Annotated in this window: 17 protein-coding genes; 9 read left to right on the top strand and 8 right to left on the bottom strand. The window is 62.0% G+C overall.

The genetic code is table 11. From position 1 onward, the window contains the following. Window positions 1-1010: 1010 nt before the first annotated feature. Window positions 1011-1316, top strand: coding sequence for a DUF3077 domain-containing protein (locus MOP87_RS10780; RefSeq protein ID WP_080992850.1), 306 nt, complete (start codon window positions 1011-1013; stop codon window positions 1314-1316). Between the two features lie 171 nt (window positions 1317-1487). Here the strand turns inward: MOP87_RS10780 and mobA are convergent, their stop codons facing one another. From mobA to MOP87_RS10765, 3 genes are all read right to left on the bottom strand, one after another. After that, window positions 1488-2063, bottom strand: coding sequence for a molybdenum cofactor guanylyltransferase MobA (mobA, locus tag MOP87_RS10775; protein WP_027914915.1), 576 nt, complete (start codon window positions 2061-2063; stop codon window positions 1488-1490). A gap of 61 nt (window positions 2064-2124) precedes the next feature. Beyond that, window positions 2125-5253, bottom strand: coding sequence for an efflux RND transporter permease subunit (locus MOP87_RS10770; protein WP_110606434.1), 3129 nt, complete (start codon window positions 5251-5253; stop codon window positions 2125-2127). Window positions 5254-5264: 11 nt separating this feature from the next. After that, window positions 5265-6440 carry an efflux RND transporter periplasmic adaptor subunit gene (locus MOP87_RS10765; RefSeq protein ID WP_242810518.1) on the bottom strand — a complete coding sequence of 392 codons (1176 nt, stop codon included), beginning with the start codon at window positions 6438-6440 and terminating at the stop codon, window positions 5265-5267. Between the two features lie 208 nt (window positions 6441-6648). Here MOP87_RS10765 and MOP87_RS10760 point away from each other — a divergent pair, with 208 nt between their 5' ends. From MOP87_RS10760 to ilvA, 4 genes are all read left to right on the top strand, one after another. Continuing rightward, a complete protein-coding gene (locus MOP87_RS10760; protein WP_049696125.1) occupies window positions 6649-7344 on the top strand; it encodes a response regulator transcription factor in 696 nt (231 codons plus the stop codon). A 6-nt stretch (window positions 7345-7350) separates the two neighbouring features. After that, window positions 7351-8709, top strand: coding sequence for an ATP-binding protein (locus MOP87_RS10755; RefSeq protein WP_242810517.1), 1359 nt, complete (start codon window positions 7351-7353; stop codon window positions 8707-8709). A 30-nt stretch (window positions 8710-8739) separates the two neighbouring features. Next, window positions 8740-9171: a PACE efflux transporter gene (locus MOP87_RS10750; protein WP_023535716.1), complete on the top strand. Its 432-nt coding sequence runs from the start codon at window positions 8740-8742 to the stop codon at window positions 9169-9171. Between the two features lie 178 nt (window positions 9172-9349). Then, on the top strand, window positions 9350-10909 hold the full coding sequence (ilvA, locus tag MOP87_RS10745) for a threonine ammonia-lyase, biosynthetic (RefSeq protein WP_242810516.1): 1560 nt from the start codon (window positions 9350-9352) through the stop codon (window positions 10907-10909). 9 nt (window positions 10910-10918) lie between these two features. On the opposite strand, the gene MOP87_RS10740 is transcribed toward ilvA, so the two are convergent. The 3 genes from MOP87_RS10740 to MOP87_RS10730 form a co-directional block, all read right to left on the bottom strand. After that, window positions 10919-12100 (bottom strand): hypothetical protein, encoded by a 1182-nt coding sequence (locus tag MOP87_RS10740; protein WP_242810515.1) that lies wholly within the window; start codon window positions 12098-12100, stop codon window positions 10919-10921. A gap of 58 nt (window positions 12101-12158) precedes the next feature. Then, entirely contained in the window at window positions 12159-13778 is a 1620-nt protein-coding gene (locus MOP87_RS10735; RefSeq protein WP_028687470.1) for an NADP-dependent glyceraldehyde-3-phosphate dehydrogenase, read from the bottom strand. Between the two features lie 141 nt (window positions 13779-13919). Continuing rightward, window positions 13920-17729 (bottom strand): DUF6543 domain-containing protein, encoded by a 3810-nt coding sequence (locus MOP87_RS10730; RefSeq protein ID WP_236167228.1) that lies wholly within the window; start codon window positions 17727-17729, stop codon window positions 13920-13922. A gap of 314 nt (window positions 17730-18043) precedes the next feature. Between MOP87_RS10730 and MOP87_RS10725 the strand changes: the two genes are divergently transcribed. The 3 genes from MOP87_RS10725 (at window position 18044) to MOP87_RS10715 (ending at window position 21217) form a co-directional block, all read left to right on the top strand. After that, complete coding sequence (locus tag MOP87_RS10725) at window positions 18044-19195, top strand: hypothetical protein (protein ID WP_028687468.1); 1152 nt, start codon at window positions 18044-18046, stop codon at window positions 19193-19195. Window positions 19196-19261: 66 nt separating this feature from the next. Then, window positions 19262-20392 carry a glycosyltransferase family 61 protein gene (locus tag MOP87_RS10720; protein WP_028687467.1) on the top strand — a complete coding sequence of 377 codons (1131 nt, stop codon included), beginning with the start codon at window positions 19262-19264 and terminating at the stop codon, window positions 20390-20392. Between the two features lie 36 nt (window positions 20393-20428). Then, window positions 20429-21217, top strand: coding sequence for an AraC family transcriptional regulator (locus MOP87_RS10715; RefSeq protein ID WP_028687466.1), 789 nt, complete (start codon window positions 20429-20431; stop codon window positions 21215-21217). On the opposite strand, the gene MOP87_RS10710 is transcribed toward MOP87_RS10715, so the two are convergent. Beyond that, a complete protein-coding gene (locus tag MOP87_RS10710; RefSeq protein ID WP_027914926.1) occupies window positions 21210-21791 on the bottom strand; it encodes a LysE family translocator in 582 nt (193 codons plus the stop codon). The genes MOP87_RS10715 and MOP87_RS10710 overlap by 8 nt on opposite strands. 285 nt (window positions 21792-22076) lie before the next feature. On the opposite strand from MOP87_RS10710, the gene MOP87_RS10705 reads away from it, so the two are divergent. Continuing rightward, the gene (locus MOP87_RS10705; protein ID WP_028687465.1) at window positions 22077-23648 is read left to right on the top strand and encodes a TerC family protein; all 1572 of its coding nucleotides are present in this window, start codon (window positions 22077-22079) and stop codon (window positions 23646-23648) included. On the opposite strand, the gene rarD is transcribed toward MOP87_RS10705, so the two are convergent. Further along, complete coding sequence (rarD, locus tag MOP87_RS10700) at window positions 23611-24498, bottom strand: EamA family transporter RarD (protein ID WP_027914928.1); 888 nt, start codon at window positions 24496-24498, stop codon at window positions 23611-23613. The genes MOP87_RS10705 and rarD overlap by 38 nt on opposite strands. Window positions 24499-24506: the final 8 nt, after the last annotated feature.

Here is a 24506-nt window from a genome sequence, read left to right as displayed (position 1 = left end):
TTTTCCATGTGAAATCTGGAGTTCGCTGGAGGATCGCTGGATCCTGGCATGCGAATTTGCCTAGTACAATCGACAATTGTGCAGGGGCATCGTGCATTTTTGCGCCGATGCCCGTTGCGTTGCCAGTCAGCGTGAATGGGAACTGCACGCTGATGGGTCACAGGCGTTCACTGTAGCGCGAACCAGGCGCCAGTAGGCGTTATCGGCGCCCTGCTAAGACACTTACAAGTGTTTCAAGCGGGGCTTTTGGCTTGAAAGCACCGTGGGAGAGGGTTAGTCTTCGCGGGCTGCTGTCAATCCAGCAGTCGGGTTTGGTCACCCGCAATCATCAAGGCGCATCAGCGCCGCTCAGCGAATCAGTCGGCGTTTTTTTGTGCCCGGCTGTCTCGTGTCATGGCGGCTGTGCGTGGGGCGCCTCCGTGCGCGCCGGTTTCCTTGATTCCCGGTTGACCAACCCGCGACAGTCGCCACCCATTCGTTTGGTCACGTTGCGTGGCGGCTCCTGATGAATCAAGGAGAACACGAAGACGGCGGGGTGCGTCCAAGCCGTCGCGCTGGCAATTGCACGGCTGCGCCGCTGAGCGTCAGCGAGTTCCCAGGGTTACCGCTTAAAGAGCGCCCTTGCCGGGGCGCCCAGCAGCCTCACCCGCTACCGTAGCCGCGAACCAGGCGCCAGGGGGCTTAATCGGCACCCTGCTAAGCCTCTTACAAGTGTTTCAAGCGGGGCTTTTGGCTTGAAAGCACCGTGGGAGAGGGTTAGTCTTCGCGGGCTGCTGTCAATCCAGCAGTCGGGTTTGGTAGCCCGAATTGATCAAGGCGCACAAAGCGCCCGCTTTCGCTATGGTTGGCGCATTTTTTGTGCTCGGTTGTAGCGTTTTATGGCGGCTGTGCGTAGGGCGCCTCTGTGCGCGCCGGTTTCCTTGATTCCCGGTCTACCAACCTGCGCATAGCCGTCACCATTTCGTTTGGTAGCGATTGATGGCGGCTCCTGATGAATCAAGGAGCACACCATGACAAAAGGGTTACCTGATCCTCCTGCCAGTCTCACAACCGCGCCCACATCCTTCTCTACCTGCGAAAGCAGCCATCCGCCTTTGTTTTCGGTACGTCCGGGCGTCGATCTCGAAGACGCGCTGGTGCACTTGTCCACGCTGTTGCGTGGCGCCTATGCCGCTAATCTGAAGGCCATGGAGTTGGCCAATGGGACCTGTTTCGACCTGTTGCTGGGCAATGACCATGGACTGGAATCGGCGACCGCAGTGGTGGAGGCTTTGTTGAATGGGTTGGAGGCTCGGCGGCTGGTAGCTGACCGCTAGTCGGAGACGGCGGGGTGCGCCTAGGCAGTGGCGGAGTCAACTGCCTGGCTCCGCCCTGGGTGGTTAGCGAACTCCCAGGCTCAACGCGGTATCGCCGGGTCTGCGCTGCGAAGCTAGATTCCTAAGGCCCTGGCGCGCCTTTAGTATCGAAAAAAATCGACAGCCCCCTTGTCAGCCCTCAAGCCACTGCGGGCTGTTGAAATTATTCAGCCGGCAATCCTCTTCAGCGCAATCAACTGCTGCCACGGGCGCGCCGAGCAAGGCTCTCTGCAAACTGCGCTCCCCAGCATTCCAGGCCTGTTCAAGCAGCGGCAGGATGGCGCGGGGCAGCACGCTGAACATCGGTTGCCAATACCCACCCTGGCGGACCATCGCGGCACTGTTCGCCGCCAAGGCGGCGCGCCGCAGGTCGTTGACCAGCACCTGATCGACCCGCGGCGCATCACAGGCGAGCACCACCACCCAATCGTGCCGCGCTATCGCCAACCCGGCAAGCACGCCAGCCAGTGGGCCAGGGAAGCCGGTCTCGGCATCACACACGCAGTGCTCGGCGTACCGCTGGTATATCTGCTGATTGCGATTGCACGAAACGATCAGGTCATCACTGAGGCCCCGAACCACCGCATGCACGTGGGCAATCAGAGGGCGGCCTTGCCAGTCGATCAGCCCTTTATCGCGCCCGCCCATGCGTTGGCCACGGCCGCCGGCGAGCATGAGGACAGAGCAAAGGGGCAGGGTAGCAGGCATGAAAAAGGGTTCCTGGCAGTCAGTGCCAGAAACCCTCCCATTTCACGTTCCGCTTGTCCAGTCAGTGACTGCGCGGGGCTGGCTCGTCGCCAGGTTCCTGTGGCCGCCGGCGCCGGGACAAACGCATCACCACGACGAAGAATACCGGCACGAACACCACCGCCAGCGTGGCGCTCAACATGCCGCCAATGACCCCTGTACCGATGGCCTGCTGGCTTGCCGAACTGGCACCGGTGGCGATGGCCAGTGGCACCACCCCAAGGATGAACGCCAGGGACGTCATCACGATGGGCCGCAGGCGCAAGCGGGCAGCCTCGATGGCAGCCTGGGTGGCATCCATGCCCTGGTCCATCAGGCTTTTGGCAAACTCGATGATCAGAATGGCATTCTTTGCCGACAGCCCGATCAAGGTGATCAGCCCAACCTTGAAGAACACGTCGTTGGGCATGCCACGCAGCGTGACTGCCAGGACCGCGCCCAGAATCCCCAGGGGTACCACCAGCAGCACCGCCGTGGGGATCGACCAGCTTTCATACAACGCCGCCAGGCAGAGGAACACCACCAGCAGCGACAGGGCCATCAGCACCGGCGCTTGACTGCCCGAGAGCCTTTCCTGCAGCGACAACCCAGTCCATTCCAGCCCAACACCAGCCGGCAGCTGCGCCACGATTCGCTCGATCTCGGCCATGGCTTGCCCCGAGCTTTGCCCGGCCGTCGGCTCACCAGAAATGGACACCGCCGGGTAACCGTTGTAGCGCGTCAACTGGACCGGGCCGCTAACCCATCTGGGCTGGACGAAGGCGCCAAGCGGCACCATCTTGCCGGCGCTGTTGCGCACATGAATCTTCAGCAAGTCCTCCACCTGGCTGCGCTGATCGCCCTCGGCCTGCACCACCACCCGCTGCATGCGGCCCTGGTTGGGAAAGTCATTGACGTAGCTCGAACCCACCGCCACGTCCAGCACTGAGCCGATATCGGCGAACGAGACGCCCAACGCATTGGCCTGACGGCGATCGATCTCCAGCTCCACTTGTGGGCTTTCGGCCAACGATGCCTCGCGCACGTTTGTCAGTACCGCGCTCTTGCTCGCCTTGGCCAGCAGTTCATCACGGGCAGCCATGAGTTGGGCGTGACCAAGCCCGCCCCGGTCCTGCAGGCGGAATTCGAAGCCAGTGGACTCGCCAAGCCCGTCAATCGGTGGTGGCAGTACGGCGAAGGCGATGGCGTCCTTGAGTTGCGTGAATGCCATGTTCGCGCGATCGGCAATGGACTGGGCACTGTCCTCAGCGTCACGCTCGGACCAGTCCTTGAGGGTCGTGAAGGCTAGCGCCGCATTCTGGCCACTGCCGGAGAAGCTGAAACCCAGAATCACCGTGGTATTGCCCACGCCAGGCTCATCGCCGTTGTGCGCCTCGATGTGAGCCGCCACCTGCTCGGTGCGCATGCGGCTGGCGCCAGGCGGCAGCTGGATATCGGTGATGGTGTAACCCTGGTCCTCGGTCGGCAGGAAGGCCGTGGGCAGCTGACTGAAGCCGTAGCCCAGCACGCCCAGCAGCACGGCGTACACCAACAGGTAGAGCCCGCTGCGACGCAGTGCCTGCGACACCCAGCCCTCATAGCCCTTGCTCATGCCCTCGAAGCGCCGATTGAACCAACCGAAGAAACCGCCGCGCTGATGGTGCGCACCTGGGTTCACAGGCTTGAGCAAGGTGGCGCACAACGCCGGCGTCAGGCTCAGGGCAAGGAAGGCCGAGAACAGGATGGAAACGGCCATGGACACCGAGAACTGCTGGTAGATCACGCCGACCGAGCCCTTCATGAAGGCCATGGGCAGGAAGACGGCCACCAGCACCAGCGTGATACCGATGATCGCCCCGCTGATCTGGCCCATGGCCTTGCGTGTGGCCTCACGCGGCGCCAGACCCTCTTCGGCCATGATTCGCTCGACGTTCTCGACCACCACGATGGCATCGTCCACCAAAATACCAATGGCCAGGACCATGCCGAACAGGGTCAGCACATTGACCGAGAAGCCCAGCATCAGCATCACGCCGAAGGTGCCCATCAGCGCCACGGGCACCACGAGTGTGGGAATCAACGTGTAACGCAGGTTCTGCAGGAACAGAAACATCACCGCGAACACCAGCACCATTGCCTCGAACAGCGTGCTGATGACCTGCTGTATGGAGACTTTGACGAACGGCGAGGTGTCGTAGGGAATGTCGTACTTCACGCCTTCCGGGAAATAGCGCGCCAAGTCCTTCATCTTGGCGCGCACCAGCGTGGCCGTTTCCATGGCGTTGGCACCCGGGGCCAGCTGCACACTGAATGCGGTGGCCGGCTTGCCGTTCAAGCGCGTGCCGTACTGGTACTCCTGCGCACCGATTTCTACCCGGGCCACATCACCGATGGTCACCACCGAACCGTCGGTATTGGCTCGCAGCACGATCGCCGCAAACGCTTCTGGTGTGGTCAGCTGGCCCTTGACCACCACATTGGCGGTGATCTCCTGGGTAGCGGGGCTAGGCTGGTCGCCGATGCTGCCGGGCGCCACCTGCGCGTTCTGTGCGGTGATGGCTTCGGCCACGTCGTTGGGGGTGAGATTGAGGCCGACCAGCTTGGCCGGGTCGATCCAGATGCGCATGGCGCGCTCGGAGCCATACAGCTGGGCTTTGCCGACCCCTTTGATGCGCCGGATCTCGTTCATCACGTTGCGCGCCAGAATGTCGGACAACGCGGTCTCGTCGAACTTGCCATCCTCGGAGGTGAGCGTGCCCAGCAGCAGGAAACCAGTGGACACCTTTTCAACCTGCAAGCCTTGTTGGGTGACCGGGCGTGGCAGGCGCGACTCGACCACTTTCAAGCGGTTCTGCACGTCAACCTGTGCCAGGTCTGGCACGGTGCCCGGCTCGAAGGTGGCGGTGATGGTGGCGCTGCCCAGGCTGCTTTGCGACTCGAAGTACAGCAAGTTGTCGGCGCCGTTGAGTTCCTGCTCGATGAGGCTGACCACACTTTCATCCATGGTAGCCGCCGAGGCGCCAGGGTATACGGCGTAAATTTCCACCTGCGGCGGCGCCACGTTGGGGTACTGCGCCACGGGCAGTTGAGGAATGGCCAAGGCGCCAGCCAGCAGGATGAACAGCGCCACTACCCAAGCGAAAATGGGGCGGTCAATGAAAAATTGCGGCATCGATCAGGCCCTCACTGGCCGGTGTGCTGGGTGGCGGAGGTGGCCTCGGGGGCGGGGTCGATCTGCACGCGTTCGCCTGCCTTGGCATGTTGCAGGCCTTCGACCACCACCTGGTCACCGGCAGCGAGGCCTTCGCGTACTACCCAGCGGTCGCCCTGTACGCTGCCCAGAACCACTTGCCGTTCGCTGACCTGCGATTGGCCATCCACGATCAGTACCTTCGGCACGCCTGCGCTGTCACGCAGGATCGCCCGTTGCGGCACACTCAGCCCTTGCGGTTGCACGGCCTGGGCCAGGCGCACGCGCACATAGCTGCCCGGCAGCAAGTCGAGGTTCGGGTTGGGGAACTCGCTGCGCAGGGTGATCTGGTTGGTAGAGGGGTCGACCTGGATGTCGGAGAACAACAGCTTGCCGGGCAGCGGGTAGGCACTGCCGTCGTCCTCGATCAAGGTGACACTGGCCTGGTCTGCGTCGACCCGTTGCAGCTGGCCAGCACGCAAAGCCTTGCGCAGCGCCGTGATCTCACGGGTCGACTGGGTGACGTCGACATGAATGGGGTCCAGTTGCTCGATGGTCGCCAGTGGCGTGGCTTCGTTCTGCCCGACCAATGCGCCTTCTGTCACCTGGGCACGGCCAATGCGCCCGGCGATGGGAGCGGTCACAGTGGCGTATCCCAGGTTCAGACGGGACCGTTGCACAGCCGCCTTGGCCTCGGCCACTGCTGCGTTGGCTTGCAGCAGGCTGGCCTTGGCATTGTCGTATTCCTGGCCGCTGACGGCTTTGTCATTGACCAGCTCGCGGTAGCGCTGCTCCTGCAGGCGAGCTTGATAACGGGTAGCGTCGGCTCTGGCCAGTGCCGCCTGGGCGCTGTCCAGGTCGGCCTTGAAGGGTGCGGGGTCGATCTGAAACAACACATCGCCCTGCTTGACGTCGCTACCCTCGCGGTACACCCGTTTGAGCACTACGCCGGCCACCCGAGCCCGCACCTGGGCGGTACGCGGCGCCAGAATGCGGCCGTTGAGCTCGCTGGTGATGGCCAGCGGTTGCAGTTGCAGCGTTTCGATCCGCACTTGCGGGGCCGGGGCTTGCTGCTCGGGTTCGTCGCTAGCGCTGCAGCCGCCCAGGCCAAAGCCTACAAGCGCCAGAAGCGCCATGCGGCGCAGGGTAACAGTGAGTGTGTCGGACATTGGGATCTTCCGCTGATGATCTGCGCTATGCTACGGCACCCGGGTCATGGTTGGCTGTTAACAGCTGTACGGGGAGTGTGAAAAAGTGTGAAGCGATGGGTTGTGCACCACGATGTTTCTATAAGCTTGCGTCACTAGAACGCAGCGCTTACGAGGCCACACCGAGCCGGTGCGCTGCAAGTCCCTCCACCTGCCTGCCAAGCCACCCATGCCCACTATACTTCTGGTCGAAGACGACAGCGCCCTGGCCGAGCTGATCGCCAGTTACCTGCAACGCAACGAATTCGTCGTCCGGGTCATCGCCCGGGGTGACCATGTGCTGGACGAGTATTGCCGCGACAAACCCGACTTGGTGATTCTTGACCTGATGCTCCCAGGGCTGGACGGCCTGCAGGTGTGTCGCCAATTGCGTCAGCAGTCCCAATGCCTGCCGATCCTGATGCTCACCGCCCGCGATGACAGCCATGACCAGGTGCTGGGGCTGGAAATGGGGGCCGACGACTACGTCACCAAACCGTGCGAGCCACGGGTGTTGCTGGCCCGGGTGCGCACCTTGCTGCGCCGCAGCGCTAACGAACCCAGGCTGGACCATGACCTGATCGTGGTAGGTGGGTTATGCATCGACCTGGCCGAACGCACCGTCACCTGGCGCGGCGAGCCTGTCGAACTGTCGGGCGGGGAATTCAACCTGTTGGTCGTGCTGGCGCGCAATGCCGGGGTCGTGCTCAATCGCGATCGCATTCTTCAACAGTTGCGCGGTATCGAGTTCAACGGCACCGACCGCTCGGTGGACGTGGCCATTTCCAAGCTGCGCCGCAAGTTCGACGACAACGCAGGCGAAGCACGCAAGATCAAGACGGTCTGGGGCAAAGGTTATCTGTTCAGCCGTGTCGAGTGGGAGTGAGCTGCGATGTTCAAGATCCTGGTGCGGCTGTATCTGCTGATCATCGTGGCGTATGCCGGTGCCTTGCTGTTCATCCCCGACACCATCGTGGGGCTGTTTCAGGAACGCTTCATGGCCTACAACCTCAGCCAGACCAAAGGCGTGCAGTCGCTGATCGTACGTCAGTTCCATCAGGCGCCTCAGGCCCAGTGGCCTGCCGTGGCGAAAGCGCTGGCCGACGACTTTGCACCCTTGCAGGTCCAGCTGCTGCCCATCGACCAGGCCCACTTGAATGAAACGGAGCGCGCGCGGCTGGCGCAAGGGGAGTCGGCAGTGCGCCTGGCCCAATGGGGCTACTACGAAACCCTGCTGGCGCCGTTGGACAGCCACTGGCTGGTACGCTTGGATTCGCCGCCTGATCCCTTGGACATCAACGTCCTGTCATGGGGCGTGACGGTGTTGATCGGGGCCGCGATGCTGGGTTGCCTGTTGCTTTGGGTATGGCCGCACTGGCGTGACCTGGAGCGCCTGAAGGAAACCGCTCGGCGTCTGGGGCAGGGGCAGATGTCCGAGCGCACGCATATCTCGGTGCATTCGAACATCGGCGAACTGGCCAGGGTATTCGACACCATGGCTAGCGACCTTGAGCGCCATGTCAATCAGCAGCGCGAGCTGCTCAATGCCGTATCTCACGAGCTGCGCACGCCCCTGACGCGCCTGGATTTCGGCTTGGTGCTGCTCTTCGACGAAGTGCCTGCGGCCAGCCGCAAGCGCTTGCTGGAGCTGGTCGGGCATGTGCGAGAGCTGGATGAATTGGTGTTGGAGTTGTTGTCCTACAGCCGGTTGTACAATGCCGACCAGGCGCGCGAACGAGTGGAGGTGTCGTTGCTCGAGCTGGTGGACAGCGTGCTAGGCGGCTTTGCCGAGGAGTTGGACGGGCGGGGCATCCAGTGGGAGGTGCATGCCGACGCCGAGTTGCCGCGCTTCGTGCTCGATCCGCGCCTGACGGCCCGAGCGGTGCAGAACCTGGTGCGCAACGCCATGCGCTACTGTGAGCAGCGCCTGGTACTGCGCTTGCGCCTGGAGCCCGACGGGGCTTGCTCGCTGACGGTGGAGGATGATGGCATTGGTATCCCTGTCGAGGAGCGTGAGCGAATCTTCCAGCCGTTCTATCGCCTGGATCGCAGCCGGGACCGCAGCACGGGTGGATTCGGCTTGGGGCTGGCGATCAGCCGGCGGGCCATTGAGGGGCAGGGCGGGACCCTGACGGTCGCCCAGTCCCCATTGGGCGGTGCGCAATTTCGTATCCGCTTGCCCGCCGGGCAGGTGACCTCAAGGCTGATGCCTGGTAGTAAGCCTCTTCTTTTAACCGGCGGGATCTTGTAGCGTGTCGGGTCGTCATTCAGGGAGCTGAACATGCAAGGCAAGGCCCGCAAGATCGTCCAGGCCATTCTCTACGAGGCCATCGCCGTGGCGTGTGTTGCCCCCGCCCTGGAACTTGCGTTCGGGGCGGGGATGGCGCAGTCCACGGTGCTGTCGGTATTGATGTCAGGCGTCGCGATGAGCTGGAACATGCTCTACAACTGGGTGTTCGAGCGCTGGGAGGCGCGCCAGCCTCAGCGCAAGCGCACGCTGTTGCGCCGCTTGCTGCATGCGCTTGGCTTCGAGGGTGGCCTGGTGGTGATCCTGCTGCCGCTGGTGGCCTATTGGTTGCAAGTCAGCCTGCTGGCAGCGCTCTTGACCAATCTGGCCCTGTTCGCTTTTTTCTTCGTCTACGCCTTCGTGTTCCAGTGGGGCTTCGACAAGGTATTCGACGTGCCGTTGTCGGCGCAGCAGGCCAAGTGTTGACGCGCGGCCAAGCCTCGGGCTAACGTTCGGCACATGAACCGCTATCAGCCTGCCTTCGCCAGCATTATTACCGCCATCATCAGATTGGCGGGCTAGCGCGAGCATGCACCGAACCCGCCCTGGAGGCGGGTTTTTCCATCTGACTCCTGGGCACCGTTAACCGGCCAAGGAGTCGATGATGTCCAACCTGTGTTGCGCCCCGCGAGCAATCACCCCTGAGCAACTGCTGTCCGAGCAGGTTCGGCGAATTTTGGCAGCGCCCGTGTATGACCTGGCCATCGAAACGCCGTTACAAGAGGCCGGTGGGTTGTCCGATAGGCTGGGTAATCGGGTACTGCTTAAACGCGAAGACCTGCAACCCACATTCTCGTTCAAGATCCGTGGGGCGTACACGCGACTGTCGAGGTTGACCACCCGTCAGCGTCAGGCCGGTGTAGTGACCGCTTCGGCGGGCAACCATGCCCAGGGCGTGGCCATGGCCGCCGCGCATCTGGGCATGACGGCCACGATCGTCATGCCGTCCACGACGCCTTCGCTCAAGGTCCAGGGCGTGCGCGCCCGCGGTGGCCAGGTGGTGCTGCACGGTGACAGCTTCCCTCATGCCCTGGCACATGCCTTGAAGCTGGCCGAGCTGGAAGGAGCCACCTTCGTGCCACCCTTCGATGACCCGGATGTGATTGCCGGTCAAGGTACGGTCGGCATGGAGATCCTCAGGCAGTGTCCTGGGCCGCTACAGGCTGTCTTCGTTCCGGTAGGCGGAGGTGGCTTGATTGCCGGAATCGCGGCCTACATCAAGTACCTGCGCCCCGAGGTCAGGGTGATCGGTGTGGAGCCTGAGGATGCCAACTGCCTGCAGGCCGCCCTGCAGGCTGGCGAGCGGGTGGTGCTCCCGCATGTCGGCACCTTCGCCGACGGGGTGGCCGTGGCCCAGGTGGGCGCCCACTGCTTCGAGCTATGCCGGCATTTTGTGGACGAGGTGCTGACTGTAAGCAGCGACGCGTTGTGTGCCGCGATCAAGGACATCTACGATGACACCCGCTCGATCACCGAGCCCTCGGGGGCCCTGGCGGTCGCGGGCATGAAGCAGTATGTGGACCGCGAGGGCGTTCGCGGGAAGACGCTGGTGGCCATCGATTCTGGGGCCAATATCAACTTCGATCGGCTGCGCCATGTGGCAGAGCGCGCCGAACTGGGTGAACAGCGCGAAGCGGTGATCGCGGTGACCATCCCCGACCAGCCTGGGAGCTTCCGGGCGTTCTGCCAAGCGTTGGGCAAGCGCCAGGTCACGGAATTCAACTACCGCTGCCAGCCGGGCAAACCTGCAAGGCTGTTCGTGGGTGTGCAAACGCACCCATTGCAGGATCCACGCGATCAGCTGTTGAACGGTTTGCAGGCTCAAGGCTATGAGGTTGTGGACCTGACCGACAATGAGCTGGCCAAGCTGCATGTGCGCCATACCGTGGGTGGGCCTTTGACGCCTGGAAGTAACGAGCAGGTGCTGCGTTTCGAGTTTCCAGAGCGCCCCGGGGCACTGCCGGCGTTTCTGGAGCGCCTGGGCCAGCGCTGGAACATCAGCCTGTTCCATTACCGCAACCACGGTGCAGCCCATGCGCGGGTGTTCGCTGGGCTGCAGGTGCCTGCCGATGAGCGTGCCGGGTTATCTTCGGCGCTTGACCAGATGGGTTATCGCTACTGGGACGAAACGGATAACCCGGCTTATCGCCTGTTCCTCGGCTGAGGCGGCGGATCACCGCTCGCGCATGAAGAAACCGGCCACGAACTTGCGGAAGGTTTCAGGGCTCTTGAAGTCGGCATACCGTTTGAAGTTCTCGGTATCCGGCTCGGGCCCGATGGGTTGTTCGAGCAGCGAAATGGACAGTACACGGTCTTGGTCGGACGTCATCACCAGTTCATCCATGAGCTGCCCGCCGACCACCGGGCGGCGCATCTGCACCTTGACGCCCTTGCTGGCCATCCAGTCCACCAGCGATACCAATGCCTTGAGCGGTTCGCGCTCTTCATCGCGATAGACCGGAAACAGATGGCCGCGCGACAGCACCGGTACGCTGGCCACGTGGATCAGTTCATAGAAGTGACTGCCGGGAGTCGTAGGCGAATAGAGTGCCAGCGTCAGCAACGGGCCGCAGGTGCGCTGACCACCCCAGTACAGATGATGGCCCTGGAAATCGAAACCCTCTTCACTGCGGTAGTGAAAGACCTTGCGGCCCTTGATCTGGTCGATGCAGTCGAGCAGTAGTCCATTACGACGATGGTTGCCAAAGATCGTTGCTTCACGCAGACGGGCCTTGAGCATCATCATGTGCTTCATGTCCAGGCGCGTTTCCAGGTAGTTGCTGGCCGGCACCCGTTCCACCAGCGGATAGCGACTGGCCACGGCGCGCAGTTGAGCGAATTGCCCGGTCAGGTCTTGCTTCAAATGCGTGGCGTAGAGGTTGAGGCCGCTGGTCTCGATCCACGTCAACAACAAGGCCAGCAAACGCTGTTGTTCGCGGCGCTCGCCTGGCTCGTTGGTGCTTGCGCTTGCCCCCGTGCGGAAGTCGCCGATCAGCCGCAGCGGTGTGTCGGGAGGCAGCCAGGCCACCGGCTGAACAGGTGCCTGAGCACGCTCGGCCGCTTCCTGATCATCCTTGGTGAAGGGGCAGCCCGGCGCATGTTCGGCCGTGCCTGGGTTGTTCTTGAGAAACAACGTACCGGTGTTGCCATTGAGGGTGACATTGAGCACAGGCAGGGCGTCGGTGCGGCAGTCGCAGGCCAGCCATTGATTGGCGTTGCGCACCTTCATCAGCATCTGGTTGGCCTGCAGCAGGCGGGGCCCGGTCAAGCCGCCGGTGGCAAATTCCACCAGCAGCGCGTCTTCGGCGGGCGTCAGGCTGCGCACCTGGGCGGCGGTCTTGTCGATGATACGCATTGAGCGGCTCCGTGCTATGAGCTTCAAGCTTCCAGCAAAGCGGTGCCGCTTTCAACCGTCAGAAGATGTAGTCGGTAGTCAGGAAACTCGACCGTCGATTACGGATGATGTCACTGAACAAGGCCTTGTTGTCGTCCTGGAAGCGCGTGGCCACCAGGGTGCGTATGGAAAAGACCCGCAGGGCATCGTGCACCGACAGGGTGCCCTCGGCGCTGTTTTTGCGGCCATTGAACGGATAGGTGTCCGGGCCTCGCTGGCATTGGGTGTTGATGTTGATGCGACCGACCTGGTTGGCGAAGATGTCGATCAGGCTGCCGACGGTGGCAGGGTCGCTGCCGAACAGGCTCAACTGCTGGCCATAGTCCGAGTCCAGGACGTAGTCGATGACCGTCTGCAGATCGCGGTAGGGGACGATCGGCACGACTGGCCCGAACTGTTCTTCCTGGTACACGCGCATCTGCGCCGACACCGGATACAACAGGGCGGGGTAGAAGAACGAACCCCGGCTGCGGCCCCCGTGCTCGTTGATCACCCGTGCTCCCTTGGCGGTCGCATCGTGCACCAGGCCGTCGAGGTAATCGATCTTCCCGGGTTCGGGCAGCGGTGTCAGGGCGACGCCTGGCTCCCAGGGCATGCCCGGCTTGAGGGTGGCGAGCTTGCGCGTGAACTTGTCCAGAAATGCATCGGCCACATCTTCATGGACGAACAGAATCTTGAGCGCCGTGCAACGCTGGCCGTTGAACGACAGGGCGCCCGTCAGAGCCTGGTCGACGGCGTTGTCCAAGTCGACCTGAGGCAACACAATGCCGGGGTTCTTCGCGTCCAGGCCCAGTGCCGCGCGCAGCCGATGTGGTCGTGGGTGCAGCTTTTTGAGGTCGCTGGCAGCCTTGTGGGTGCCGATGAAGGCGAAGACGTCGATCTTGCCGCTGGCCATCACTGCGCTGACGGTCTCACGCCCCTTGCCGTAGATGACATTGATGACACCGGGCGGGAAGCTGTCGCGGAAGGCTTCGAGCAGCGGGCGGATCAGCAAAACGCCGAACTTGGCGGGCTTGAACACCACGGTGTTGCCCATGATCAAGGCCGGTATCAGGGTGGTGAAGGTTTCGTTGAGAGGGTAGTTGTACGGGCCCATGCACAGCGCCACGCCCAACGGCGCGCGGCGTATCTGGCCCAGGGTGCCCTGTTCGAGTTCGAAGCGGCTGGAGCGTCTGTCCAGGTCCTTGAGGGCATTGATGGTTTCAGTGATGTAGTCGCAGGTGCGGTCGAATTCCTTTTCCGAATCCGCGAGGTTCTTGCCGATTTCCCACATCAGGAGCTTGACCACGGCCTGGCGCTGCTCGCGCATGCGCGCCAGGAAGGCCTCCACATGGCCGATGCGCTCTGCCACGCGCATGTTCGGCCATGCACCGCGCCCCTTGTCATAAGCTTGAACCGCAGCATCCAGTGCGGTCATGGCCGTGTCGGCGTCCAGCAGCGGTGCGTGGCCCAGCACCACCTGTTGCTCCTGGCCGTTGTCCTTTAGCCAAATGGGGCTACGGACTGTGGCCAACGGCCCGTCCCAATGGCGCAGTTCACCGCCCACGAGGTAGTCACGTTGTTCAAGGGGAGCCCCCAGTTGCCACGCTGGAGGTACGTCGGCGGCGTTGGGGTAAAGGTTGTCGAGCAAGGATTCCATGAAACTGCACCTCACAGTGGCCGGGAAGGGTTTAGCACAGTGAAACGGTTCAGCGACGAGCATGCGCCTGAGGCGACCAGAATACCAGCGCACAGCAAGCGCTTGAGCAGTGCGCCGGTCGCCCGGCGCCTGATCAGGGTGTCACAGGTCGAGCTCGAACAATCTCTCTGCTGGTTGTTCCAACAGGGCCTGCCGGTCTGGCCCTGCGTTATCGATCACAGACAGCCGACGCCAGAACTCCCGGCGCGCTCGTTCGGGGTAGGTGAGGAAAGGATCGTCGTCCAGCAGCGCCCTGAGGTCGCGCCGATATTGCAATGGCAAGCGGCGCCACAGGCTGTATTCATGCGGGCCTGCAAGTTCGAAGAATTCAGTGTAGTCGCCCTCGTTCACTAACAGATCCACGTCATGAATCTCATTGTACGTTTCGATCTGACTCAGTATCGGCTCTGCCAGCCAACTGCTTTCCATGGACAGGGTGTCAGCTACGGGAATGGGCAAAGTGAAGTCCTCGGGTAACTGCACGAACTGGTTGTTCGTCAGGTCAACGGCGAGCGGCTCCGTTAATTGCGCCAACCCCTGTGGCAACTCGGTCAGCGAGCATCCCGACAGGAACAGCGATCTGATGTCGGGATGCAGGCGCAGATCGGGCGCGACCAGCAGCGGGTTTTCACTCAGATCAAGTACGGCCAGGCCGGGGTATCGTTGCAGGGTAATTTGATCCGTAGGGTCCCAGGTAATCCGGTTGCGGTCCACATCCAGCCAGCGCAGGCGCTGACCGAAGGCCAGGCGAGGCAGGTGGTCGAAGCGGCAATCGCTGAGCAGTAACCGCGTGAGGTTCGGGAGTCGCTGGTGGAAGACCGCAGGCAGTTGGCTGAGTGCGGGGTTGCCGCACAACGTCAGGTGCTCGATGTGATGGAAGTCATCCCTCAGTGGCAAGCTGGCCAAGTCATCATGAGTCAGGCCCAGCCCGGAGAGATCGAGGCTGTACAGACAACCGCCGCCATCGAGTACCGTGCACGAAACCCGTCGCCAGGCATTGATGATCGGCTGCACGGCAAGGTGGCGTTGATGTGGGCGCTGGGGGTTGGGGGCGGCCCACTGGGCCAGATCACGACGCAAGTTCTCTAGGCGCGCTTGTAGGTCGCGCAAGCGTTGGGTGGGTGAGCGCATGTCATGCAGGTTGTCCTCGTCTTCCCCTTCATTGAGCCAGTCGGCAAATTCTGCGTCGGTCGCAGTGGGGTAGAGACGCCGATAGGCCGCGCTCAACGAGGTGGTCTGGCGTGGCGCTGCCGGCAGTGGTTCGAGCGGCTTTCCACCCCGCAACCAACCCCGTGTTACCAGGCGTTGGCTGCGTTGCCCATAGAGCCTGGGGGCGAGCGTGGCGCGGTTTGCCCTGACCCAGGTCATCACCCGACGGCGAAGGTGGACGCCGTCAGGGTGCTCGATACCCAGCAGGTCGCGACGGGCGCGGGGCAGTGCCTGTTCGATGGCGCGGCAAAGATCGATACTCACCACGCCGGGCGCAGGACGCTCTCCCAAGAAAGCTTCATAGCCTTGGCTTGATTTGATCACACGAATGAGCTGACCTGTGCCGGTATGAGCGAGGGTGGGACCGTCAGGGTTGCCGGCACGCAGTTCCAGACGTATGTCGGCTTGCCAGTCCGACATGGCCTCCAGTGCGCTGAATAGCAGGCGCTCGGTCTCAGTGTTGGCGAGCGCCGGCTGCACCAGGCCCTCCAGCGCCCGAACCAGAGGTAATTCGCTATGCACCTGTTCTACCGATTGTCGAATCCTGGCAGGCAGTGTTCCTTCTTGCTCCCAGGTCAACGCTTGGGCGGCCTCCAGCCGGCCCAGCAGTTGCTTGGCCAAAGGCGGCGTGAGACGCGGGTAGGTGGTAAGCAAGCGGTCCACGCCGGGATCGTGCGGCATGCTTGGGCTGTAGCGCTGCTCGAACCACTGCGACGCGCCTTGTACATCCATCGAAGGGCGTTCGGCGATTATGCGCAGACGCTGTAGAACGTCCAACAGCAGCGGCGGCGCCGGTTGCCCGCGAAGGTGCAGGTCTCGCAGGTTGTCGGCGTCGATGCCAGTCACATCGCACGCTTGCTGGATTTGCTCAGCTGTAAAGGCCTCGAACGGCTCACCCAGGCGCTCTACCAGCGTTACCAGCGGCCACTCGCCTAGCGGCTCGTGCTGGGCGCGCCAAGCGCCTTGACCGTTGTGCTCAAGGGGGGGCTGCCAGGCATCTGGCCGCTCGGGGTGAACAATTTGCCAGCGCGACAGTGAAGGGTCCAGCCGTTGCTCATAGAGGTGTCCGTCCATCTTGATGAAGTATCGGCCATCATGCAGATACTGGCCCTGCGCATTGGGCCGCAACTGCGTTGGCAGCACTTCCTTGGAACGGTAAGGGGCCAAGTCCTGGTTCCAGAGCCTGAATGTGCCGTCGCTGACGCGTACCTCTTGCAGCGTCGTACCGGACAGTTTGCCGAACAATCGTGGCAACGCGTGTCCGGCTGCGGCGAAACCGCCCAGCAAAGCAAGGTTTATCCCAACCGATTCGATGTGCTCGAGCGCCAGGTGACGATCCCCGGCTTCCCAGGCTTCATACCCTTCGAAAGCTTCGCCCAGGAGCTGGCAGGCAGTGACGGCCAACATGAAAGTGCCCACCCCAGGTACGAAAAAGCTGGCGATATTGAGCAGGTCCCAGCCGCGACTTTCCCACGTCGCCAGACGTTGGGCTCTGGCGCTGGCGTCGAACTGTGCAGTAGGAACGGCGAGCAAACTGGCTTCGTGCTGCAAACGTGCCCAGTGCCGGACGTAGCAGTCGCTGAACGGGTCTCCCTCGATGGGCTGACGAGCCGGGCGCAGGTCTGCGTCCAAGGCGCGCTCCCAGGGTTTGTCGGCCGGAGTGTTGCCAGCCGCGTCGAGGTTTTGCTGCAACAGATCGAAGAAATGTTCGCGTTGGTCTTGGGCTACATACCCTGTGAACGCTTCACGTGCTGCAGGCTCGAGCAACAGGATGGCCAGCGCTTCATGCACGGCTGCCAGGTCCTTGCAGCTGCGCAATGCAGGCTCGTGGTTGGGCAGGTACACGCCTAGGCCGTTCTGCCCCAGGTCGATCAGCATGACTTCGTAAAGATCGGTCCCGAACAAGCTCAGCCGCCAGCACGTCAAAGGCTCTCCCTGCAGCAGGCGGTCAAGGTCATCGCGAGCGCTGCCGCTGATCAAGTGCCTGAGCACAGCTAAGTCTGCCGCCATCTGCAGACGCGCTTTGAACACCTGCAACATGTGCGCTTTTACGGCCGGGCTGTCGAAATAGCCTTGAAGATGACCATGGTAGGCACTTCCCAAATCAAGCGCTCGCGTCAGGGTGGCGAAAGCGGCCGGCGTGAGGGGCAAGGGTGTTACTTGGTAACGCTCCGAGTCGATGGGAAATTGTGCAGCCGGCTCTTGCATGCCAATCGGCGCCGTGCCCGTCACCGTGATGGGCGTTATGTGAATATCCTTGCTCAGGGCGATTGCACTCTGGGAAGAGAACACTTCATCCTCCGCAAAGTTCTGCAATGCAGCCCTTACGATGTTTTCCCGTTGGTGGCTAAACACATAGCGCAGGCCGACCCATCGCCAAGTTTGCTCGACGCGCAGCAACTCGCAGGCGTTGACGTCCACATCTAACCCCTGACGCTGCAAGCACTGCTGTAGTGCACGTTCGGCGAGTTCTGCCACTTGCTCAAGGCCGCGCATCGCCCGACCTAGCGCTGCCTGCGCGCTGATCAATCTTCGATGACTGGCGGCAACGGTTTCCCTCAGATCCGGAGGGGCATTGCAGAACCAGTCTTGCGTTTGCCAAGTGGGGTGTTGAGTGTGCTTGAGGGCCTGCCATTGGTGCGCGGTGGCCCGTGCAGCCCAATGAGGCAAAGTCACAGGTGAAACTGAGTTGCTTTCAGACATGTGGTGCGAGCTCCTTGTATTGAGGCGCTATCACACGTCATGGGTGACTGATGCGGTGGTGCTGGGTTATTACCCAGGCGCTATGACTCATAGCCTGGCCCAATCGAGGCCAGGCGGCGCCGTGGATTATTGGCGCCATAAAACATATGGCCTTTATATCGGCTCGCTACTTGCCAAACACTTTGGCAGCACCTTAAATTGTTACTGAATATGAATCTTAAAGTAATGCAATGCTCAATTAATCAATAGGTTAGTCGTGCCTGGCATTTTATATGTCTGCAAGAACGCAAAACTTTCAGTGGACGTTGAACCTGATGAAACAGACGCTCTCGGCAGTGGCTCGTCGCTCACTGTCACCTTCTCAGCGCTATCGGTTAAGGCATTTGGCAAGCCAGGCGCGTGAGCTTGCCGCCCGTGCTTGTGTATGGCGTTGGGAAATCAGTCGGTTTCGCCTGCAACACGAAAGTGCCCATGACATCCTTTACGTGGGCCGCAAACAGCAACGCGACATGGCGAAGTTGCTGATGACCGGACTGGCCAGCCCCCCCTCTGCAATGATCAGCCCTGCTGAACCCACCACGCGACGACCTGTGGTGATGGTCAGCGAAGTGCCCACAGCAGGCGCGCTGACGGTGCCTCACTATGTGAGTGCCGTCGTGCCATTGGGGCGCCCCCTTGAGGACATCACCGCGCGCTATGACAGCGAGTTGCGCCGCAGCATTCGCAAACACCGGCCCCTTTATCACATGCGCCAGGCGCTGTCTGACGAAGACATCGAGTCCGCGGACCGGGAGTTTCTGCGCCCTTATGCCACAGCCCGCAAGGGTCTTCTTGCGTCGCAGATACCGACCGATGAAGTCTTCAGAATCGCCAGGCAGGTCGGCAGGCTCGACCTCATCGTCCAGGATGATCAAGTGATCGGTTGTCACCTGGGTTGTGAAGTGGTTCGCGCCGGCAAGCGCTACTGGAGCACGGTGCGTTTCGGCTATTGCGAAGCCGTGTTCTCCGATGCCAAGCGCCTGCGTGAAGTCAACTCGATTACAACTTACATGGCGATGGAGTGGGCGCTTGGGCAGGGCTTCGATTACTACGACATCGGCCTGTGTCTGGCGCGGCCTGACGACGGGCTGTTGAAATGGAAGCGCCGCAGAGGCGGCGACATCGACTCGCTGGGCAACCACGCCCACCTCTTCGTACGCCTGCCTAAATCCGGTATCGCTCATTTTCTCTGGGAGACACCCCTGTTCGCCGTCGAAGGTGACAAGCTGACGCTGCACCTCGGCGTGCCTGACGGTGCGAGCGAACAGGCGCTGGCCAGTCGTTATCACGAAATGGTCTTCGGCGGGCTCAGCAAGATCTACTTGTACGGGGCCACGGGAGCGGGCGATCAGCTGATCGCGGCGCTCAGGCAGCGTTATGCAGGCCTGCCATCAGCGCCGGCGATGGAGATCATCACCTGTACCTGAGTGCGGTCCAGGCAACGCATGGGCCAGGCGGCCACCTTAATCGACAGTTTTGCGGGGAGACGTTCAATGGCAGGTGATAGCTTGCAGCCCAGCACTTTGCCCGCGGCCCTGTCGTCGCGCTCATGGACCCTGGCCGCTTATCAGTACATGGTGCGCAAGCGCCTGCTCAGGCAGCCCTCGCCAGACATCAGGAGCATTGCCGAGCGTTCGTGGGACATTGCGCCGGGCGAGATGTCCATAACCCCGCCCGCGATATTCTTGCCAGGCCAGCTCGAACGCGTCACAGGCTGGGAAGGCAAGCGGTTCTATCCCTTCGTGCACCCGCGCTCGACCATGGAGGGCGGCATCCGCACCGCGCATGGGTCGACCCGCGGCTACCTGTGCAGGGACGTGTGGTTGATCGACGGCGCGTTGTACAAGGGCAGGGCAGCGCAGTGGCTGTCGCACAGGCACAGCGCGTTCCCCCCCCTGAGCGTTGAGCATGAAATCGACCGCGGGGCCATCTACTGCACCCATAACGGCAATGCATGGTTTGGCACCTGGTTGATGGAGGACTGCCCGACCTATGCACTGGCCTGCAACGAGGGCATGCCCGTCACTACCGCGCCCTCTGCAAAGTACCCAATCTTCACCCAGGCCCCTGCCTATGAAGCATGGCTTGGCATGCAGCCGCATCGCCTGCGCACGGCGTTCTTTCGCGAACTGGTGCTGTTCGACGACCAGAGCAACAACCGCGACCGCCACGCCCGCTATCGGGCCATGGGGGACAAGCTTCGGGCGCATGTGGCCCATTGTTCGCACCCGGGTGTATTTCTGCTGCGCGGAGGCGACGGTGATCTGCGCTTGCTGCGCAACGAACTGGCACTGGCTGAGCACTTGCGCGTCACCCGTGGGTTCCGCGTGGTCGATCCGTTGAAAAGCGACGTGCCTTCGATCGTCGCAGCCTGCGCCGGGGCGCATGTAGTCATAGGGGTGGAAGGTAGCCAACTGGTTCACGGTGTGAACGTGCTGGAGGCGGGCGGGTGTCTGCTGACCCTCCAGCCCCCGAACCGCTTCGTCAGCTACTACAAATACCTCACCGACCGCGACCATCAGCATTTCGGGTTCGTGGTTGGCGTGCCCGACGGGGACGGCTTTCGTATCGACATCCAGGAGGTAGAGCGAACGCTGGACCTGTTTCCCTCTCCGGCGGTGTAGTATCGGCCGATTGCATGGGAAGGGGATAAGGCGGCGATGCTTGAGGTATCTCGGTTCTGGCGTGATTCGGCACTGCCTTTCGTCGAGGCGCGAGTGGTCGGAGACGGGCGTCAGGTATGCCATGCCGCTCATTCCCACGAGAGTTTTTCACTCGGGGTAATCACCGGCGGGCGCAGTACTTACGTCAGCGGTCATGACCAGTTCGAGGTGGCGGCCGGCAGCACGGTGTTGATCAACCCGGGTGTGATTCACGCGTGCAATCCTGTCTCGGGTCTGCCGTGGTCGTACATTATGCTGTTCATCGACACGCCATGGTTGGCATCGGTGGGCTTAACCTTGCCGAGGCAACGTTACAGCGCAGCCCCGGGCCTGTACCAGCAAGTGCTATCGGTGTGCGCTGCGCTGTTTGACCCTGATGCGGCTGATCGCGAGCAACGACTTAGAGCGATGCTGTGCGACCTGCCCAGGTTCCTTGGTCAAGAACCGGCGTCAGAGGATGGAATCAACCCACGCCTTGAAGCGGCCGCAGCGTTTATCCGCGCCCATCGAAGCGACCCGCTGACGCTTGGGGACATCGCCACGGCCTGCGGCTTGTCGCGTGCCTACCTGATCCGCGCCTTTGGCAAGCGCTTCGGCTTGACGCCCCACGGTTACCTGCTTGATCAGCGTGTGCAATTGGCCCGCGCGCACTTGCGCCACGGGCAATCGATCGCCGAGGCTGCCCAGTCCGCAGGCTTTGCCGACCAGTCGCACTTGCAGCGGGCATTCAAGCGTCATCTGGCGGCCACCCCCGGGCATTATCGGCAAACCACAGCGTTTAGATGACCAGCCCCAACGCGCTGGCGACCAACAAAGCGGCAAGCGTACGATTCAACAGGCGCAGCGGCCGCGGGCTCTGCAGGTGCTGGCCCGCAACGCTGCCTGCCCAAGCCCAGCAGGCCACGGACACGAAGCATATTGGTGCGTATATCCAGGTAAAGATCCACAGCGCCTGTTGCTCGCCAGCCGTGTAGGCGCCCACCCCGGCCACGGCGGCAAGCCACGCCTTGGGGTTCAACCACTGCATGGTTGCGCCGCACCAGGCTGAAGGGGGTGCGCAGGCATGACCGGCCCCCAGTGCGCCGTCGTCACTGGCGAGTCGCAAGGCCATGTAAAGCAGAAACAGCACCCCACCTGCCTGGAGTACACCCTGTAGCGGCCCCCAATGTCCCAGCAACTGGTGCAGGCCGTTGCCCACCAGGAGCAGGAGCACACAAAAACCGAATGTCGCGCCTGCTGCGTGGCCAAGGCTTGCGCGCAGGCCGTGTCGAACGCCGCTGGCCAGGGCCACCACATTGACTGGCCCAGGCGAAATGGAGGCCGCCAGTGCGAAGGCAGCCATGGACAATGCTAGATTCATGGGAACGTACTCGTGGGTCATTTACCGCACATCATCCAGGCGCAACGTCAGTCAGGTATTGAACAAAAGTGCCTACCTGGTGCTGGGGGAGCGCACCGGCCGTGCACGGGCATAGCTGCTAACGGTTTGTAATAGTTTTGCGCTTACCGAAAAACCTGCTGTGCTTGTAGGATCATCTTCCCTAATTGTTATTCAGGTCACTATGAGCACCTTCGCGGAGCCTCCCAGTCCCCGGCCTTGCTGGCCACATCGTTCAACCCCTTCAATTTTGACGAGTACTCGCTGATGGAATGGCTGGCTGATCCGACGGCCTGGCTAGGCCTGCTCACGCTTATCGTCCTGGAATTGGTGCTGGGTATCGACAACCTGGTATTCATCGCCATCCTGGCAGACAAGCTTCCCCCCCATCAGCGCGACCGCGCGCGCATCATTGGCCTGAGCCTGGCGCTGATCATGCGCCTGGGCCTACTGGCGAGCATCTCCTGGATGGTCACCCTTACGGCGCCGCTGTTCGAGGTGTTCGACAAGAGTTTCTCCGGGCGCGACTTGATCATGCTGTTTGGTGGTGTGTTCCTGCTCTTCAAGGCGACCATGGAATTGCATGAGCGGCTCGAGGGCCATGTTGCCCAGGCCAGCGGGCCCGTTCGTCACGCCGCCTTCTGGCCAATCGTGGCGCAGATTGTGGTACTCGATGCGGTCTTCTCCCTGGATGCGGTGATCACCGCAGTCGGCATGGTCGAACACCTGTCCATCATGATGATCGCGGTGATTTTCTCCATCGGTATCATGATTGTGGCCAGCAAGCCGCTGACCCGGTTCGTCAATGCCCACCCGACGGTCATCATGCTGTGCCTGGGCTTTTTGATGATGATCGGTTTCAGCCTGACCGCAGAAGGCCTGGGCTTCCACATCCCCAAAGGCTATCTGTACGCAGCGATCGGTTTCTCGATTCTGATCGAGCTGTTCAACCAGCTGGCCAGGGCGCGGCGCAAGCGCAGCCTGCAGCAGCATCGACCTTTGCGTGAGCGTACGGCGCATGCGGTGTTGCGCCTGCTGGGCGGTCGTCGCGTCGAAGCTGACGAAGTTGGGGAAGAAATCGCCGACATGCTAGAGGGCAATGGCGAACAGGTGCTGTTCGATCGTCGTGAGCGGATCATGATCAGCGGCGTGCTGAACCTGGCCGAACGCCCGATCCGGACAGTCATGACCGTGCGCTCGGAAGTCGACGTGATCGATCTGGCCCAACCGGCCGACGCCATCACGCGAGCCTTGATCAATTCGCCTTACTCGCGGCTGCCGCTGATCCGTGAGGGTCGGGTGGACGAGCCACTGGGCTTCGTGCACAAGAAGGAGCTGTTCAAGGAGCTGCTGTCGGGCAATCAGCCTGACCTGGAAGGCATGGCCCGGGCACCGTTGAACCTGCTGGACAGTTTCAGCATCCTCAATGCACTCGAACAGATGCGCAGCCAATCCACCCACATTGCTTTCGTGGTCAACGAGTTCGGTGATTTCACGGGTGTGCTGACCATGACCGACATTCTTGAATCCATCGCCGGTGAGCTACCTGACGCCAGTGAAGTGGAGGGGCCTGGGATCATCCAGGATGGGGAGGGCTTCGTCGTCAGCGGCGCAGTGAACCTGGCTCAGGTGCAGGCTCGAACGGGCTTTGCTGCCCGTGCGACCGAGGACTACCAGACCTTGGCGGGCCTGGTGATGAGCTTGCTCGATCGCCTTCCGGTAGTAGGCGATCGTCTTGCCTGGAATGACTGGACGCTGATCGTCGAGGCGGTAGAAGAGCGTCGGGTGCGTCAGGTGCGCCTCAAACAGAACGCCGACGGTGACGCAGCATGTGCTTGAATCCTTCGATGACCAGCACCACCACGGCCCCCCAGATGGGCAGGTAGGTCAGCCATTGGTCTGCACCGATGGTTTCGCCCAACAGCAAGGCTACGCCGACCAGCAAGACAGGCTCGACGTAGCTGAGCAACCCGAACAGGCTGAACGGCAATAGCCTGCTGGCCATGACGTAGGCGATCAACGCAGACGCGCTGATCGCTCCCAGCACGGGAATGAGTACGTAAAGGCCGGGATGGGCCTGCATGTCGGCGCTGGAAAGCGGCCCTTGCACCACGAAGTAGAGGGCCCAAGGCAACAGCAGGCACATGTCGCACCACAGCCCGCCCAGATGATCCGTGCCGCAGCGGCGCCGGAGCACGAAATAAATGGGGTAGCCGACCACCACTACCAAGGTTTCCCAGGCGAAACTGCCATGCTGATACAGTTCATGGCCCACACCAAGCGCCGCACAGCCCACTGCAATTTTCTGCAAGTGCGACAATTGCTCGCCGTAGACCAACCGGCCCGTGAGCACCATGGCCAGGGGCAACATGAAGTACCCCATCGACACTTCCAGACTGCGTCCGTGCAGCGGCGCCCACAGGAACAGCCACAGTTGCACGCCCATCAGCCAGGACGTACCCACCATACCCAGCAGCAGCTGTGGTGTACGCCGGACCCTGCGCAGCAGTTCGCCCACCCTTGCCCAGTCCTTGGACACCAGCATGAACAGGGTCAGGCATGGCAGCGTGAGCAGGGTGCGCCAGCCGAAGATTTCCTCGCCGTCCAGTGGCTTGAGCAGCGATGTATAGAAGTACATCACGGCGAACAGGCAGGACGCCGTGACCGATGTAACAATCCCTTTTGACACAAGTGCCT

It is taken from the genome of Pseudomonas sp. I3-I5 (assembly GCF_022699445.1).
Lineage (GTDB): Bacteria > Pseudomonadota > Gammaproteobacteria > Pseudomonadales > Pseudomonadaceae > Aquipseudomonas > Aquipseudomonas fulva.
The sequence above is the reverse complement of the archived record's forward strand: the minus strand, read 5'-3'. Positions and strand labels throughout refer to the sequence as shown.

What these genes read in the sequence shown, in the direction of transcription:
- MOP87_RS10760 (WP_049696125.1), top strand. Translation starts at nt 6,649, where the DNA reads ATGCCCACTATACTTCTGGTCGAAGACGACAGCGCCCTGGCCGAGCTG.
- MOP87_RS10705 (WP_028687465.1), top strand. Translation starts at nt 22,077, where the DNA reads ATGGAATGGCTGGCTGATCCGACGGCCTGGCTAGGCCTGCTCACGCTT.
- MOP87_RS10770 (WP_110606434.1), bottom strand. Translation starts at nt 5,253, where the DNA reads ATGCCGCAATTTTTCATTGACCGCCCCATTTTCGCTTGGGTAGTGGCG.
- MOP87_RS10720 (WP_028687467.1), top strand. Translation starts at nt 19,262, where the DNA reads ATGGCAGGTGATAGCTTGCAGCCCAGCACTTTGCCCGCGGCCCTGTCG.
- MOP87_RS10715 (WP_028687466.1), top strand. Translation starts at nt 20,429, where the DNA reads ATGCTTGAGGTATCTCGGTTCTGGCGTGATTCGGCACTGCCTTTCGTC.
- MOP87_RS10750 (WP_023535716.1), top strand. Translation starts at nt 8,740, where the DNA reads ATGCAAGGCAAGGCCCGCAAGATCGTCCAGGCCATTCTCTACGAGGCC.
- MOP87_RS10735 (WP_028687470.1), bottom strand. Translation starts at nt 13,778, where the DNA reads ATGGAATCCTTGCTCGACAACCTTTACCCCAACGCCGCCGACGTACCT.
- MOP87_RS10740 (WP_242810515.1), bottom strand. Translation starts at nt 12,100, where the DNA reads ATGCGTATCATCGACAAGACCGCCGCCCAGGTGCGCAGCCTGACGCCC.
- MOP87_RS10765 (WP_242810518.1), bottom strand. Translation starts at nt 6,440, where the DNA reads ATGTCCGACACACTCACTGTTACCCTGCGCCGCATGGCGCTTCTGGCG.
- mobA (WP_027914915.1), bottom strand. Translation starts at nt 2,063, where the DNA reads ATGCCTGCTACCCTGCCCCTTTGCTCTGTCCTCATGCTCGCCGGCGGC.
- MOP87_RS10725 (WP_028687468.1), top strand. Translation starts at nt 18,044, where the DNA reads ATGAAACAGACGCTCTCGGCAGTGGCTCGTCGCTCACTGTCACCTTCT.
- MOP87_RS10710 (WP_027914926.1), bottom strand. Translation starts at nt 21,791, where the DNA reads ATGAATCTAGCATTGTCCATGGCTGCCTTCGCACTGGCGGCCTCCATT.
- MOP87_RS10755 (WP_242810517.1), top strand. Translation starts at nt 7,351, where the DNA reads ATGTTCAAGATCCTGGTGCGGCTGTATCTGCTGATCATCGTGGCGTAT.
- MOP87_RS10780 (WP_080992850.1), top strand. Translation starts at nt 1,011, where the DNA reads ATGACAAAAGGGTTACCTGATCCTCCTGCCAGTCTCACAACCGCGCCC.
- MOP87_RS10730 (WP_236167228.1), bottom strand. Translation starts at nt 17,729, where the DNA reads ATGTCTGAAAGCAACTCAGTTTCACCTGTGACTTTGCCTCATTGGGCT.
- ilvA (WP_242810516.1), top strand. Translation starts at nt 9,350, where the DNA reads ATGTCCAACCTGTGTTGCGCCCCGCGAGCAATCACCCCTGAGCAACTG.